General features: G+C 70.2%; 14 protein-coding genes. 13 read left to right on the top strand and 1 reads right to left on the bottom strand.

Annotated features, from left to right (window positions below):
- Positions 1–275 precede the first annotated feature (275 nt).
- From IB278_RS15470 to paoC, 13 genes are all read left to right on the top strand, one after another.
- On the top strand, positions 276–1436 hold the full coding sequence (locus IB278_RS15470; RefSeq protein WP_192323925.1) for an acyl-CoA dehydrogenase family protein: 1161 nt from the start codon (positions 276–278) through the stop codon (positions 1434–1436).
- 3 nt (positions 1437–1439) lie between these two features.
- Positions 1440–2552 (top strand): acyl-CoA dehydrogenase family protein, encoded by a 1113-nt coding sequence (locus tag IB278_RS15475; protein WP_192323927.1) that lies wholly within the window; start codon positions 1440–1442, stop codon positions 2550–2552.
- Complete coding sequence (locus IB278_RS15480; protein WP_192323929.1) at positions 2549–3310, top strand: enoyl-CoA hydratase/isomerase family protein; 762 nt, start codon at positions 2549–2551, stop codon at positions 3308–3310. Before IB278_RS15475 ends, IB278_RS15480 begins: the two co-directional genes overlap by 4 nt.
- 1 nt (position 3311) lies before the next feature.
- Entirely contained in the window at positions 3312–5444 is a 2133-nt protein-coding gene (locus IB278_RS15485; RefSeq protein WP_192323931.1) for an acetate--CoA ligase family protein, read from the top strand.
- Positions 5441–6199, top strand: a complete 759-nt coding sequence (locus tag IB278_RS15490; protein ID WP_192323933.1) for an SDR family NAD(P)-dependent oxidoreductase — start codon at positions 5441–5443, stop codon at positions 6197–6199. Before IB278_RS15485 ends, IB278_RS15490 begins: the two co-directional genes overlap by 4 nt.
- On the top strand, positions 6196–6576 hold the full coding sequence (locus IB278_RS15495; RefSeq protein ID WP_192323935.1) for a VOC family protein: 381 nt from the start codon (positions 6196–6198) through the stop codon (positions 6574–6576). Before IB278_RS15490 ends, IB278_RS15495 begins: the two co-directional genes overlap by 4 nt.
- The gene (locus IB278_RS15500; protein WP_192323937.1) at positions 6573–7118 is read left to right on the top strand and encodes a nuclear transport factor 2 family protein; all 546 of its coding nucleotides are present in this window, start codon (positions 6573–6575) and stop codon (positions 7116–7118) included. Before IB278_RS15495 ends, IB278_RS15500 begins: the two co-directional genes overlap by 4 nt.
- Entirely contained in the window at positions 7118–8356 is a 1239-nt protein-coding gene (locus IB278_RS15505) for an SDR family oxidoreductase (RefSeq protein WP_192323939.1), read from the top strand. Before IB278_RS15500 ends, IB278_RS15505 begins: the two co-directional genes overlap by 1 nt.
- A 22-nt stretch (positions 8357–8378) precedes the next feature.
- Positions 8379–9368: a Bug family tripartite tricarboxylate transporter substrate binding protein gene (locus IB278_RS15510; RefSeq protein ID WP_192323941.1), complete on the top strand. Its 990-nt coding sequence runs from the start codon at positions 8379–8381 to the stop codon at positions 9366–9368.
- A 133-nt stretch (positions 9369–9501) separates the two neighbouring features.
- Entirely contained in the window at positions 9502–10464 is a 963-nt protein-coding gene (locus IB278_RS15515) for an AraC family transcriptional regulator (RefSeq protein WP_145744428.1), read from the top strand.
- A 223-nt stretch (positions 10465–10687) separates the two neighbouring features.
- Complete coding sequence (gene paoA / locus IB278_RS15520; protein WP_192323943.1) at positions 10688–11338, top strand: aldehyde dehydrogenase iron-sulfur subunit PaoA; 651 nt, start codon at positions 10688–10690, stop codon at positions 11336–11338.
- Positions 11335–12285, top strand: a complete 951-nt coding sequence (locus IB278_RS15525) for an FAD binding domain-containing protein (RefSeq protein WP_192323944.1) — start codon at positions 11335–11337, stop codon at positions 12283–12285. Before paoA ends, IB278_RS15525 begins: the two co-directional genes overlap by 4 nt.
- Before the next feature lie 5 nt (positions 12286–12290).
- Positions 12291–14501, top strand: coding sequence for an aldehyde oxidoreductase molybdenum-binding subunit PaoC (gene paoC / locus IB278_RS15530; protein ID WP_192323946.1), 2211 nt, complete (start codon positions 12291–12293; stop codon positions 14499–14501).
- A gap of 96 nt (positions 14502–14597) precedes the next feature.
- On the opposite strand, the gene IB278_RS15535 is transcribed toward paoC, so the two are convergent.
- Positions 14598–15560, bottom strand: a complete 963-nt coding sequence (locus IB278_RS15535) for a hypothetical protein (RefSeq protein WP_192323948.1) — start codon at positions 15558–15560, stop codon at positions 14598–14600.
- Positions 15561–15762 lie beyond the last annotated feature (202 nt).

The raw sequence follows: 15762 nt of genomic DNA on the forward strand, positions 1-15762 counted from the left end.
TGGCCTTGGCGATGTCGATGCCTACGTAGACAGGTTCACTCATGACAGTTCTCCGGCTCCCAGCCTTATGAATACGAAATGTGTTCGATCAACCATTCGGGATGCAGCAGAACAAAGAGACCACCACCGCGCGCCCTGTGCTGTAGGTCGAGCTCGGGCTCGCAGGAGACCCAGGCTGCGCGGTGGCGAGTCAACCCGTTCACTGATCGACGTGCTTTGCAGCACCTCGAGCAATGAAGTTTGAACTATTCGAAAGATATAAGGAGACAAGAAAGATGTCCATCGACTATGCCGGCTTCCGGCGCGAACTCGAAGCGTTCGCGCGCGAAGCCTGCCCGCCCGAGATCCGCGCCGTCGTCGCGGCCGGCCAGAAGATCACCAAGCGCGAATACCAGGCCTGGCAGCAGATCCTGAACGCCCGGGGCTGGGGCGCACCGAGCTGGCCGCGCGAAGCGGGCGGCACCGGATGGGACATCCGCCAGCGCCTGATCTTCGAGGAGGTGATGGCCGAGAACGACTGCCCGCCGCTCTACCACCATGGCCTGGGCCACATCGGCCCGGTGATCATCCGCTTCGGCACGCCGGAGCAGAAGGCGCGCTTCCTGCCGCGCATCCTCGACGGCTCCGACTGGTGGTGCCAGGGCTATTCGGAACCCGGCTCGGGCTCCGACCTGGCCTCGCTGTCCACCAGCGCGCGGCTGGAAGGCGGCGAGTGGGTCGTCAACGGCCAGAAGATCTGGACCTCGCATGCCCACGAGGCCAGCATGATCTACATGCTGGTGCGCACCTCGAAGGAAGCGAAGAAGCAGGAGGGCATCTCGCTGCTGCTGGTGCCGATGGACACGCCGGGCATCACCGTGCGCCCGATCGGGACCATCGACGGCTGGCACCACCTGAACGAGGTCTTCTTCGACGAGGTGCGCGTGCGCGCCGACAACCTGCTCGGCGAGGTCGGCAAGGGCTGGACCTGCGCCAAGTTCCTGCTCGAGCGCGAACGCCTGCCGCCGGCCAATGTGGCGCGGCTGGAGCTCATGCGGCGGCAGGTCACGCAGCTGGTCGAGCAGGCAAGCCGCGCTGCCGCGGGACGGCGCGACTTCAGCGGCCTGCACCACAAGCTGTTGCTGTGCGAAGCCGACGTGAAGGGCGCGCGCGTGATGATGGCCGAAGCCACCGACGACCTGATCCACCAGCGCCCGCTCGGCGTGCAGCCTTCGGTCATCAAGATGACCTGCGCCGACGTGGCGCAGCGCCTGACGACCATCGCGCTCGATGCGGTCGGCCCCGACGCGGCCCACCGCTTCCTCGCCGATTCCGGGGCGGACGTGCCCGACGCCACCTGGATCCAGAACTACATGTTCACGCGCGCCCGCACCATCGCCGGCGGCACCTCCGAGGTGCAGCGCAACGTGGTCGCCAACGAACTGCTGGGAGCCTGAGCCATGTCCACTTCTTTTCCGTCGCTCTTTCCCGGCATGCTGCTGGACGCAGCCAGCCGCTATGCCGAGGACCACATCGCGCAGCAGATCCAGGGCGACCCCGTGCGCGAACTGGGCTGGGCCGCCACCCTCGTGCCCGAGGAAGCCGGCGGCGTCGGCGGCAGCCTGAACGACCTCGCTTCCATCGTCGAGGGGCTGGCCACGCATGGCCTGCAGCTGCCGGTGGTCGAGACCTGCGCCGTGGTGCCGCTGCTGCTGCAGGCGGCCGGCGCCGAGACGGCGCACCGCTGGCTGGAGGCGGTGGCCGAGGGCAGCGCGCGGATCGCGCCGATGACCGGGCTGTCCGCCACGCCCGAGGACCATGCCGTGACGGCCCGGCACCTGGACATCGGCTACGCGCTGAGCGGCGTGGTGCAGGGCGTCGACCTGACGCTGCCCGCCACGCACTATCTCGTGCCCGCGCAGCTGGACGATGGCGACGAGGCGCTCTTCCTGGTCGATGCCGAGCGCATCGGCGCGCCCACGGCCCGCTACCGGACGATGGAAGGCCGCCTGGGTGCCGACTTTGCGCTGGAGCGGCTTGCGGTGCCCGAGGGCGCCTGCATTGCACGCGGCGCTGCCGTGCGCGAGGCGCGCGCGAAGGCGACCGACGCCGCGTTGCTGCTGACCGCCGCCGACACGGTGGCGGCGCTGGCCACCCTGATCCGCCAGACCGTCCTTCACCTGAAGGAGCGGCGCCAGTTCGGCGTGGCGCTCGCGAGCTTCCAGGTGCTGCGCCACCGCGTGGCCGACATGTACGTGAAGTACCTGGGCGCCAAGGGCCTGGTGATCCACTGCTTCCATGCCTATGAGCAGAACGCGCCCGACCTGCGCCGCACGCTGCGCCTGGCCAAGGTGTCGCTGGCCGAGTCGGCGCGCGCCTGTGCCGAAGCGGCCATCCAGATGCACGGTGGCATGGGCGTGAGCGAGGAGGTGCTGGCCACCCGCACGGCGCAGCGCCTGATCGCCTCCGAGTTCCGCTACGGCGACCGGCTGCTGCACGCCGCGCGGCTGCTGGCGCCGCACGAGCCCGCGCCGCAAGTTTCTTTTTCCAACCAGACCGGGAGTGTGCGATGAGCATCGAACTGGAAGTTTCCGACTACATCGCCGTCGTCCGGCTCGACAAGCCGCCGGTCAATGCGCTGGACCGCGCCACGCGCCGCCGCCTGATCGAGATCTTCGACGAGGTCTCCGAGCGTGCCGACGTGCGCGTCGCGATCCTCACGGGCACCGGCAAGTTCTTCTGCTCCGGCGCGGACCTCAAGGACCGGCCCGATGCCGAGAAGGCGGGCGACTTCCTCGACCACAACCGCTGGACCCGCGAGACCGGCAATGCGATCCGCGAATGCGCCAAGCCCGTGATCGCGGCCGTCAACGGCCCCGCGCTGGGCGCCGGCTTCGGGCTCATGGCGGCGTGCGACATCTTCCTTGCGAGCGAGGACGCCACCTTCGCCATGCCCGAGATCAACGTCGGCCTGGCCGGCGGCGTCTCGATGCTGCGCACCCTGTTCGGCCGCTCGTTCACGCGCCGCATGTTCTTCACCGGCATGAAGGTGCCTGCCGCCGAGCTGTACCGCCGCGGCGTGCTCGACGAGGTGGTGCCCGGCGATCAGCTGATGCCGCTGGCCATGGAGATCGCGCAGGAGATCGCCTCGAAGGCGCCGCTCGCCGTCGCCTATGCGAAGCAGGCGGCCAACATGATGGACCTGATGCCGCAGCGCGACGGCTACCGCTTCGAGCAGAACATCACCATGGCGCTGGCCAGGACCGAGGATGCGCAGGAGGCCCGCAAGGCCTTCCTCGAAAAGCGCAAGCCTGTCTACAAAGGTCGTTGAGATGCAGGCAACGCAAGTGGGCCACGGCCTCGACGCGCTGTTCAAGCCGCGCTCGATCGCGATCTTCGGCGCCTCCGACGATGTCACGAAGATCGGCGGCCGGCCGCTGCAGTTCCTGCAGAAGTACGGCTATGCGGGCGGCATCTATCCGATCAACCGCAAGGGCGGCCTGGCGCAGTCGTTGCAGGCCTATGCGAGCCTGGCGGAGTTGCCCGCGGTGCCCGAGCTCGCGGTGATTGCGGTGCCGCCCGCGGGCGTGCTCGACGCGGTGCAGGACTGCGCGCAGCGCGGCGTGAAGGCCGCGGTCATCCTGTCCGCCGGCTTCTCCGAGATGGGCGAGGAGGGCAGCCGGCTGCAGGCGCGCATCGGCGAGGTGGCGCGAACCAGCGGCATGCGCATCGTCGGCCCCAACTGCCTGGGCGCGATCGGCGTGCCGGACAAAAGCATCGCCACTTTCTCGGTGGCGCTGGAATCGTCCTTTCCCGCGGCGGGCCCGGTGGGCATCGTCTCGCAGAGCGGCAACCTCGGCAGCTTCACCCTGCGGCTGGCCGGCGAGCGCGGCCTGGGCGTGAGCCGCATGCTGACCACGGGCAACGAATGCGACGTGGACATTGCCGATGCCATTGCCTCGCTGGCGGCCGACCCCGGCACCTCCGTGATCCTGTGCTGCATGGAAACCTGCCGCGACGGCGCCAAGCTGAGGCAGGCCATGGCGATGGCCCGCGAGGCCGGCAAGCCGCTGGTGGTGCTCAAGGTCGGCGTCTCCGAGGCCGGCAGCGCGGCCGCGGCTTCGCACACCGGCGCGCTGGCCGGTTCGGACGCCGTGTTCGATGCCGTGCTGCGCGAGGGCGGCGCGCTGCGCGTGCCCAGCATCGAGCTGCTGCTCGAGGTCGGCCATGCGCTGTCGGTGGTCGGTCCGGCGCGCGTGCCCGGCGGCCATCGCGTGGCGGTGCTCACGGCCTCCGGCGGCTTCGGCGTGCTGCTGGCCGATGCGGCCAGTGCGCAGGGCCTCGCGCTGCCCAGGCTGGCGACGCAGACGCAGGCGCGCATTCTCTCGGCCGTGCCTTTCGCCGCGCCATCCAATCCGGTGGACATGACGGCACAGGTGTCGAGCCGGCCCGAGGTGCTGGCACGGATGCTCGATGCCGTGGCGCGCGACGACAGCTGCGACGCGCTGATCCTGCAGTCGGCCAACGCCTTCCACGTGCCGCGGCTGCGCGGCGTGTTCCTGGAGGCGCTCGCGCAGGTGCGCAAGGACCATCCCGCGTGCCTGATCCTGCTGTGCGCGCGGGCCCCCGACGACGTGCGCGCACGGCTCAACGCGATGGGCTTTCCGGTGGTCGAAGGCATCGATGCGGCCTGCGCGACGGTGGCTGCGCTGTTGCGCTTCGGCGCGCGCGGATCCGCACGGGCTGTTCCGCCGGCCATCGACCGCGCGCCGCTGGCCGCCGAGGCCTTCGCCACCGAGGCCAGCGCCAAGGCGGTGCTGGCCGAGGCGGGGCTGCCGGTGCCGCGGGAGGCGATCGCGCGCAGCTTCGGCGAGGCGCTCGCTGCCGCGCGCGAGATGGGCTTTCCGCTGGTGCTCAAGATCGTCTCGCCCGACATCGCGCACAAGACCGAAGCCGGCGGCGTGTTCGTCGGCGTGCGCTCCGAAGCGCAGCTGCGCGAGGAATACGACCAACTGCTGGCGCGCGTCGCGCAGAAGGCGCCCGGGGCCCGCATCGCCGGCGTGCTGGTCGCGCAGATGGTGCAGGGCGGCGTCGAGCTGATCCTGGGCACCAAGAAGGACCCGGTGTTCGGCCCGATGGTGATGGTCGGCCTGGGCGGCATCTTTGCCGAGATCTTCAAGGACGTGGCGCTGCAGCCCGCACCCGTCGACGAGGCGCAGGCCACAGCGATGCTGCGCTCGCTCAAGGCCTTCCCGCTGCTCGACGGCGCGCGCGGCCGGCCCAAGGCCGACGTGCCGGCGGCCGCGCAGGCCATCGCGGCGCTGTCGCGCTTCGCGGTGCGGCACGCCGACAGCGTGTCCGAGATCGACATCAACCCCCTGGTGGTGCTGGAGCAGGGCCGCGGCGCCCATGCGCTCGACGCGCTGCTGGTGCCCGGGGAACCCACCAAGAAAGCTCAACCATGAACATGTCTTTGTCAGGCCGCACGGCCTTCATCAGCGGCGCGGGCCACGGCATCGGCCGCGCCACCGCGCGCGCCATGGCGCGCCTGGGCGCCACCGTCGGCATCAACGACCTGAAGCCGGAGTTCGTGGAGGAGGCCGTGGCCGAGATCCGCGCGCTCGGCGGCCAGGCCATCGGGCTGCCCTGCGACGTGTCGACGCGCGACGGCATGCGCGAGGCCGTGGCCCAGTTCGCACGCGAGGCCGGCCGGCTGGACGTCATGGTCAACAACGCCGCCTGGGTGCGCTACCAGCCGTTGGCCGAGATCACGCCGGAGGTCATGGACCGCATGGTGGAGATCGGCTTCAAGTCGGTGATCTGGGGCATCCAGGCCGCGGCCGAGGCGATGGATGCGCAGCGCGGCGGCTCGATCATCAACGTGGCCTCCATCGCGGCCTTCAAGTCGCCGATGCGCTCGGTGGTCTACAGCGGCATCAAGGCCGGCGTGCTGGGCATCACGCGTGCCTCGGCGGCCGACCTGGGCGCGCGCAACATCCGCGTGAACGCGGTCGCGCCCGGCGCGGTGCCCACCGAAGGCACCGCCAAGCACCGCAATGCCGAGCTCGACGCCCGGCGCATCGGCCGCACGCCGCTGGGTCGGCTGGGCACGGTGGAAGACATCGCCGACGCGATCTGCTTCCTGGCCGGCGACGGCTCGCGCTTCTTCAACGCGGACGTGCTGCGGCTGGACGGCGGCGCTTCGGAGACCTCGCTGTGAGCAGCGCGCTTCGGCCGCCCAAGCGGGTGCAGAACGTGTTCGTCGTGGCAAAGCAGCCGGCCAGCCTGCATGCCTTCTATGAAGGCGCGCTGGGCCTGCCGATGAAGTTCCGCGATGGCGACCGCTGGATCCAGTACGGCGTGGGCGGCACCAACGTGGCGCTGGCCTGCGCCGAGGAGGCGACGCCTGCCACCAGCGGCCTGGTGATGGTGCTGGAGGTGGACGACTTCGAGGGCGCGGCGGAACGCATCGGCGCGGCCGGCGGACAGGTGCTGGGCCTGCGCGACATGGGCAGCCATGGCGCCGTGCTGTCGCTGCGCGATCCCGAAGGCAACCTGGTGCAACTGTTCCGGCGCGCCGCGCCCGCAGCCGCATGAGTGCCTCCGTGCAAGGGCCGGCAACCCTGCAGGCCCTGCTGGACCGCGAGGCGATCCGCGATTGCCTGCTGCGCTACTGCCGGGGCATCGACCGCTGTGACGAGGCGGCCCTGCGTTCCGCCTACTGGGAGGACGCCACGGACTGCCACGGCGCCTGGAACGGCAGCGCCGCCGGCTTCATCGCGCAGGCGCTGGAAAGACTGCGGCAGGGCGGCCGGCGTGTCCACCAGGTCAGCAATGTGCTGATCGAGCTGCATGGCGATGCCGCGGCGGTGGAAAGCAGCTTCTTCGCGCTGCAGGCCACGGCCGCGCAGCCCGATCGCGAAACCTTCCTGTGCGGCCGCTATGCGGACCGCTTCGAGCGCCGCGGCGGCGAGTGGCGCGTGGCCGCGCGCACGGTGATCTACGACTGGATCGAGGAGCGCACGCGGCCCGAGCTGAGGCAGGACGATGCAGTCCTGTTCGGCGCGCGCCAGCCGGTCGGCACCGCGGCGCCGCACGACGCCGTGTATGCGCTGCTGCGCGAAGTGCGGGGCGGCTGATGGCGACGGTGCTGCTCACCGGCGCCGGCGCCGGCATCGGCCGCGCCGCGGCGCTGGGCCTCGCGCGTGCCGGCTGGCGCTGCGTGCTGGTCGACGCCGATGCAGAGGCGCTGCAGCGCCTCGAAGCCCTCTGGCCCGCCGAGGCCGAGCGGCCGCTGAGCCTGGTGGCCGACCTGACGGATGCCGCCCGCATCGAGCGCCTGGGGCAGGAGATACCGCCGCTCGATGCCCTCGTCAACAACGCGGGCCTGTCGGCCGGCGGCGCCGAGGCCACGTCCGGCCACGACGACGGCACGGCCGCGCGCCTGCTGGCGCTCAACCTGGCGGCGCCGGCCCGCATGTTGCAGGCCTGCGCGGCGCGGCTTCGGCCGGGTGCGCGCATCGTCAACGTGGCCTCCGGCGCAGGGCTGCGCGCCATTCCGTGGCGCGGGCTCTACAGCCCGAGCAAGGCCGGGCTGATCGCGCAGGGCCGGGCGCTCGCGCAGGCCCGGCCCGACTGGACGGTGACCACGCTCGCGCCGGGCTTCGTGCGGACCGAACTCGTGCAGCGCCTGATCGATGGCGGCCGGCTGAATCCGGCGCAGGCGGTCTCGAAGATTCCCCTGGGCCGGATGGCCGAGCCCGAGGACATGGCCGAGGCGCTGTGCTTCCTGGCCAGCGCGGCCGCGCGCGTGCTCACCGGGCAGCTGCTGGTGCTCGATGGCGGCTCCTCCGTCTGCGGCGGCAGCCAGCCCTTGCCGCCGTGCGAGCATCCGCCGCTTGCGTTCGAGGCGCCGCTTCGGCCGCATGGTGAGTCGGTGCGCGAGCCAGCCTGGCAGGCCGCCCTGGACGCGTGGGCGCGCTCGCATGCGGACCACCCCGGCAGCCAGGGCTATCCCGCCGTCGTCGACGGCCGCGCCCTCGATGCGCCGCCGGGCGCGCAGCTCGAGGCCGTGCTCGATGCGGCCCGCGGCTTCCGCGCACGCCATGCGGCGCTGGCCAGCCTCACGCTGCTGCTGCCGCGGCCTGCTCCGGCGCTGCCCTGGGCGCTGGCCGGCGATGCCGAAGCGGCCCGCATGCTCGTGGCCACGCTGGCCGCCGAATGGGGTGCGCACGGACTGCGCATCAACGCACTCGAGCTGCCGCCGGGCCTCGCGCCCGAGGCCTGCCTGCCGCTGCTCGGCTACCTGGCCGGCGCACGCGCGCAGTTCCTGACCGGGCAGGTGCTGCGGCCCGGTGCCGGCGCGGCCGAACGCTGAAACATGAACAAGGAGACACCGCATGATCGACACCCCCATTTCCCGCCGCCGCCTGCTGGCCGGCGCGGGCCTGCTCGCGCTGCAAGCGCCGCTGCGCGCCAGCGAAGCCGGCGGCTGGCCGGCACGCCCGATCCGCATGGTCGTGTCCGGCCCCGCGGGTGCGGGCTCGGACATCTTCGCGCGACTTCTGGCCGGGCCGCTGCAGCAGGCCCTCGGGCAGCCCGTGGTGGTGGACAACAAGCCCGGCGCCAACGGCCTGATCGGCAACGACGCGGTCGCCAAGGCGCCGCACGACGGCTACACGATCCTGCTGTCGCCGTCCTCGGCCATCGCCATCAACCCGGTCATCCAGCCGAAGATGCCCTATGACGCGCAGAAGGACCTGCTGCCCGTCGCCCAGGTCGGTGCCGCGGGCATCCTGCTGGTGGCGAACCCGGCCACCGGCATCAGGACGCTGGCGGATCTGGTGCGCCATGCCAAGGCCGACCCCGGCAAGCTGGCCTATGGCTCCTGGGGCAGCGGATCGACTGGCCACCTGGTGATGGAAGGCCTCAAGGCGCAGTACGGCATGGACATGGTGCACGTCCCCTACAAGGGCGTCTCGCCGCTGCTGAGCGACTTGCTGGGCAACAGCATCGGCGTGGGCTTCGTCGACATCGCATCGCCGGTGCCCCACATTCGCAGCGGCAAGCTGCAGGCCGTGGGCTGCACGGGCTCGGCGCGCGGGCCGGCGCTGCCCGACGTGCCCACGCTGACCGAGCAGGGCTACCGCTTCGATGCGGACGGCTGGTACGGCGTCTTCGCGCCGGCCGGCACGCCGCGCGAGGTGGTGCTGCGCTTGAACCAGGAGATCAACCGCATCCTCTCGGCCGACGAGATCGTCCAGAAGTTCGCCGCGCAGAACATGCCGCGCCCGCCGATCAAGGACGCCGACGAGTTCGCGGCCACGGTGCGCCGCGACCTTGCGGCCTGGCAGTCGCTGGCCAGGGTTGCGAAGCTGCGGCTCGATTGAGCGTTGGCGGGATCCACAGGCCATCGATTGCGCACTCCGCTGGATTTCTTGCCTGATCCTCTGGCGGTGGCGGACTTTTGTGGATGGAGTCCGGGCCGGCGGGTTAGAGTCTTTTTCGAAGGCTCCAAGCAGCATGGCATCCAGACACGACGACGCGGCAGCTCAATGCAGGCCGCCACAGGAAGCGATGGCGCAGATCATCGGCGCGCGGACGCCCGGAGCGGGCGACTTCGAAACACCCATCGCCGGCCTCGGCTTCTTCCGGCGCGATGCTCCCGCGCCGCCTGCGGTGTGCATGGTCGAGCCGAGCATCGTGCTGGTTGCCCAGGGCGCGAAGCAGATGTGGATCGGCGGCGAGGCCTATGCCTATGACACCTCGCGGTTCCTCGTCACCTCGTTGGACGTGCCTGCCAATTCGGAGGTGAGGGTGGCAAGCCCCGGGCAGCCCTGCCTGGGGCTGATGCTGAAGCTCGATGTGCGCATACTGGCCGAGCTGATCGCGCAGGGCGGCCTGCCGCCGCCGCGCGACCGGCCGATCGGCGTGGGGGTGGGCATCGGTGCGGCAACGCCCGCCATCCTGGCGCCGTTCTGTCGTCTGCTGGAACTGCTGGACGAGCCGCACGCCATCCCGGTGCTCGCACCGCTGATCCAGCGCGAGATCCACTACCGGCTGCTGATGAGCGACCAGGCTGCAAAGCTGCGGCAGATCGCATCGGTGGACGGACAGGGCTACCGGATCGCCCGGGCCATCGACTGGCTGAAGCTGAACTACGCCATGCCGCTTCGCATCGACGAACTCGCGGCGCGCGTGCAGATGAGTGCACCCACCTTCCACCACCACTTTCGCCAGCTCACCGCGATGAGCCCGCTGCAGTACCAGAAATGGCTGCGGCTGAACGAGGCGAAGCGGCTGATGCTGAGCGAACACTTCGATGCGGCCGGTGCGGCGTTCAGGGTCGGCTATGAAAGTCCCTCGCAGTTCAGCCGCGAGTACAGCCGGCTGTTCGGCGCGCCGCCCAAGCGGGACATCGAGGTGCTGCGAGGGGCCGCGCGGGGCGCCGAGGCGCCCAGGCAAGGGCTGCCGCGCCTGGCATAGGAACTTCCGTAAGCAGCAGCTTGCGGCATCAGCGGATTGGGCAAGAAAACAAGCGGAATGCCCCTGTCAATCCCCGCGCGGCGCCAGAAAAATGGGGAGCCGAAGACACGATGAAACTGTTCGCAGGTGCATGGCATCCGTTCTCCTATTGCGACCGCCGGTGGCGCGTGATATCAAAAAAGCGATGGCCGATGCACCCGAACTTCGAACGACAGGAGCCGACATGCACAGTCCCACGATTCCCTTGCCCTTGATCTCTCGGCGCGACGCACTCATTGCCGGCGCGGTCACCGCCGCGGCGGTTTCGTCCGCTTCCGCACCGGCCGCGGCCGCGCAGCCCGCGCCCCCGGCAGCCGCGGGACCGCGTGCGAAGTTGTCGCTCAACGTCAACGGCCAAACGCATTCGCTCGATCTCGACACGCGCACCACCTTGCTCGATGCACTGCGCGAGCACCTGCACCTGCCTGGCACCAAGAAGGGCTGCGACCACGGCCAGTGCGGCGCCTGCACGGTCATTGCCGACGGCCGGCGCATCAATTCCTGCCTGACGCTGGCCGTCATGCACGACGGCGGGCAGGTCACCACCATCGAGGGCCTCGGCACACCGCAGAACATGCATCCGCTGCAGGCCGCCTTCGTCAAGCACGACGGCTACCAGTGCGGCTACTGCACGCCCGGCCAGATCTGCTCGGCGGTGGCCGTGCTCGACGAAATCAAGCGGGGCGTGCCGAGCCACGTGAGCGTCGATCTCACCGCGCGCCCGCTGCTGTCGGCCGAGGAACTGCGCGAGCGCATGAGCGGCAACATCTGCCGCTGCGGCGCCTACTCCAACATCGTCGATGCCATCACCGAGGTGGCCGGGAGCCGCGCATGAAGCCTTTCACCTACGAGAAGGCGCAGTCCCCGGCGCAGGCGGCGGCCGCGGTCGCACGCAACCCCGGCGCCAAGTTCATTGCCGGCGGCACCAACCTGCTGGACCTGATGAAGCTGCAGATCGAGGCGCCCACGCACCTGGTCGACGTGAACGGCCTGGCGCTGGACAGGATCGAGCCGACGCCCGAGGGCGGCCTGCGCATCGGCGCGCTGGTGCGCAACACCGACCTGGCCGCCGACGAGCGCGTGCGCCGCGACTACGGCGTGCTGTCGCGCGCGCTGCTGGCCGGCGCCTCCGGCCAGTTGCGCAACAAGGCCACCACGGCGGGCAACCTGCTGCAGCGCACGCGCTGCCCCTACTTCTACGACACCGACCAGCCGTGCAACAAGCGCCAGGCCGGCAGCGGCTGCAGCGCCATCGGCGGCATCACGCGCCAGCATGCAGTGGTCGGCACGAGCACGGCCTGCATCGCGACGAATCCGAGCGACATGGCGGTGGCGATGCGCGTGCTCGACGCGGCGGTGGAGACGGTGCGCCCCGACGGCCGCACCCGCGTGATCCCGATCGCGGACTTCCACCGCCTGCCCGGCAACACGCCGCACATCGAGACGGCGCTGGAGCGGGACGAGCTGGTCACCGGCGTCACGCTTCCCAAGCCGATCGGCGGCACGCAGATCTACCGCAAGGTGCGCGACCGCGCCTCCTATGCCTTTGCGCTGGTGTCCGTTGCGGCGGTCGTGCAGCGCGACGGCTCGGGCCGCGTCGCACTGGGCGGCGTGGCGCACAAGCCGTGGCGCGTGGAGGCCGCGGAGGCGGCGATGCCCCAAGGCGCCAAGGCGGTGACCGCGCAGCTGCTGGCCGGCGCACAGCCGACGCACGAGAACGCATTCAAGTTGCCGTTGGCCGAGCGCGCGCTGGCCGCGGCACTGGCGCAAGCAAGGAGCTGAGCCGCATGAAATTCGACACGCCCGCCACCACCAATCCGATCGACCAGCTCAAGATCATCGGCAAGCCGACCGACCGCATCGACGGCCCGATGAAGACCACCGGCACCGCACGCTACGCCTACGAACGCCACACCGAGGTGCCCAACGCCGCCTATGGCTGGGTGGTGGGTGCCGGCATCGCGAAAGGCCGCATCGCCTCGATGGACCTGGGCGCCGCGCGCGCCGCGCCGGGCGTGCTGGCCATCATCACCGCGCGCAATGCCGGCAAGCTCGGCAAGGGCGACTTCAATACGGCCAGGCTCCTGGGCGGCCCCGAGATCGACCACTACCACCAGGCCGTCGCGCTCGTCGTGGCCAACACCTTCGAGCAGGCGCGCGCCGCGGCGCAGCTGGTGCGCATCGGATACACGCGTGCGCCGGGGCGCTTCGACCTGGCCGCCGAAAAGGATGCGGCGCAGATGCCCAAGGCCGATCCGTTTTCCGGCGAGCCGCTGACAAAGGCGGGCGACTTCGCGGGCGCGTTCGCCGCGGCCCCCGTGCAGCTCGATGCCACCTACACCACGCCCGACGAGTCGCACGCGATGATGGAACCGCACGCCTCCATTGCGCAGTGGCAGGGCGACAAGCTCACGATCTGGACATCGAACCAGATGATTGCGTGGGGCGTCGGCGATGTCGCCAAGACGCTCGGCATCGCGAAGGAGAACGTGCGCCTGGTCTCGCCCTTCATCGGCGGCGGCTTCGGCGGCAAGCTGTTCGTGCGCGCAGATGCGCTGCTGGCCGCGCTGGGCGCGCGGGCCGCCAAGCGGCCCGTGAAGGTGGCCTTGCAGCGGCCCCTGATGATGAACAACACCACGCACCGGCCCGCGACCATCCAGCGCATCCGCATCGGCGCGGCGAGGGACGGCAAGATCACCGCCATCGCGCACGAAGGCTGGTCCGGCGACCTGCCGGGCGGACAGCCGGAAACCGCGGTCAACCAGAGCCGGCTGCTGTACGCCGGCGCCAACCGCCTGACGACCACGCGGCTGGCCGTGCTGGACCTGCCCGAGGGCAACGCCATGCGCGCGCCGGGCGAGGCGCCGGGCATGATGGCGCTGGAGATCGCGATGGACGAGATGGCGGAGAAGCTCGCGATCGACCCGGTCGAATTCCGCGTGCGCAACGACACGCAGGTCGATCCGGAGAAGCCGCAGCGTCCGTTTTCCCAGCGCCGGCTGATCGAATGCCTGCGCACGGGCGCCGAGCGCTTCGGCTGGAGCAGGCGCAACGCCACGCCGGGACAGCAGCGCGACGGTCGCTGGCTCGTGGGAATGGGCGTTGCCGCGGCGTTCCGCAACAACCTCCTGACCAAGTCGGCCGCGCGCGTGCGGCTGGACAACCGGGGCATGGTCACGGTGGAAACCGACATGACCGACATCGGCACCGGCTCGTACACCATCATCGCGCAGACCGCGGCCGAGACGATGGGCGTGCCGCTGGACCGGGTGCTCGTGCGGCTGGGCGACTCGGCCTATCCCGTGTCGGCCGGCTCGGGCGGGCAGTGGGGCGCCAACAACTCGACCTCGGGCGTCTATGCGGCGTGCATGAAGCTGCGCGAGGCCGTGGCACGCAAGCTGGGCTTCGGCGCGGTCGAGGTGGAATTCGTGGACGGCATGGTGCGCGCCGGCGAGCGTGCGGTGCCGCTGGCCGAAGCAGCGGGCGCTGAAGGTTTGATGGCCGAGGACGGCATCGAATACGGCGACCTCGACAAGCAGTACCAGCAATCGACCTTCGGCGCGCATTTCGTGGAGGTGGGCGTCGATGCCGCCACCGGCGAGATCCGCGTGCGGCGCATGCTCGCGGTGTGCGCGGCGGGGCGCATCCTGAACCCCAAGTCGGCGCGCAGCCAGGTGATCGGTGCCATGACGATGGGCGTCGGCGGGGCGCTGATGGAAGAGCTGGCGCTCGACAAGCGGCATGGCTTCTTCGTCAACCACGACCTCGCGGGCTACGAGGTGCCGGTGCATGCCGACATTCCCCACCAGGAGGTGATCTTCCTCGACGAAACCGACCCGATCTCCTCGCCGATGAAGGCCAAGGGGGTGGGGGAACTGGGCATATGCGGCGTCGCGGCCGCGGTGGCCAACGCGGTCTACAACGCCACGGGCGTTCGGGTGCGCAGCTATCCGATCACGCTCGACAAGCTGCTGGATCGATTGCCGCCGGTGGTGTGAGCTGGGGAGCCCCGGCCTTGCCAGCGGCCGGGCATGGCCGGTATGCAACAAATCATGCCGTTCGGTACGCCTGGGAAGACGGCGTGTCGAACTTGGCTACGCCCGGCCCTCGCGCAGGTGCTTGGCCCATCGGAACGGCGCGGCGAGCCGCGAAACGCCCGAATAAAGCAGCTCATCGTGCGTGCGCGGGTTCGAGGTTGAAAGCGCGCGCATGAGCTTGATCTTCATCCGGTCCGAACGCACCGATTCGCCCGGCGCGCGCGGACGCAAGCCCAGCTTGCGCATGCAGTAGTTCACCTGGTAGACGTGCCCGCGCTCCTCCATCTCCGGCATCACGTAGTAGAGCGCCAGGCTCACCGACACGTCCTTGCCGTTCTGGATGCGATGCGGCGCAAGGGGCGGATGATGGACGCCGATGCCGGGCACGAGCCTCCAGGCGCTGCCGGCATCCGCGAGTTCGTCGCGGTAGATGCCGGCCACCGGGTTGTGGCGGTAGAAGTCCTCGATCTCCGGCGCCGTCAGCGTGCCGAACTCGCGCGGATAAAGGTGCAGATCCTTCTCCCCCTGCACCTGCATGAGGAAGTTGGTCTCGTGGTCGAAGTGGTAGGCCACCGGCAGCCACGGCGCGCTCAGGAACACCGAGAGGCTGCCCCATGTCATCTGGCTGCGTACCGGGCGGCGGGTGATCTCCTCGACGTCGGCCAGCAGCAGATCGAAGAGCTCGCCGTACTCGGGATCCATCTCGTCGATGTAGTGCAGCGCCACCCATTTGCCGTTCTCGCCGATCTGCTCGATGCTTTCGCGGAACCGCGCCTTGAGCGTGTCGCGCGGCAGCTTCAGCTCGGCGGCCTTGAAGTAGCGCTTGTAGTGGTCGCGGTCGAACGCGCGCTCCGACAGGCGCGCCAGGCGCTCGATCGACAACAGCGGATGGCCGGCCAGGCCATGCCGGAACGCGAAAGGCCGCTCGTTGAGCTGCTCCCAGGCCTGCGCATCGTCATGCTGGATGAGACCGGACGCCCCGTGCCGGCCGACGGAGGGGTTGCGCAGCTGAGGAATCATGGCCGTCTCCTGTCGTTATTAGCTTACGCATCAGAGGCTAGGCGTTACAGAACGGACGTGCATCACCAAATGGGGTGTTTTTGAATGAAACATTCGAAACATTTTGACGGCCGGTGTTCGCGCCGTCCACTTCGAAGCGCAGCTGGCGTGCGGGCCCCCCGAAATGGAGCTCGCAGCTGTGTCCGCCGACGCGTGCCGACCT

This window comes from Variovorax sp. VRV01 (genome assembly GCF_014852545.1).
GTDB lineage: Bacteria > Pseudomonadota > Gammaproteobacteria > Burkholderiales > Burkholderiaceae_C > Variovorax > Variovorax beijingensis_A.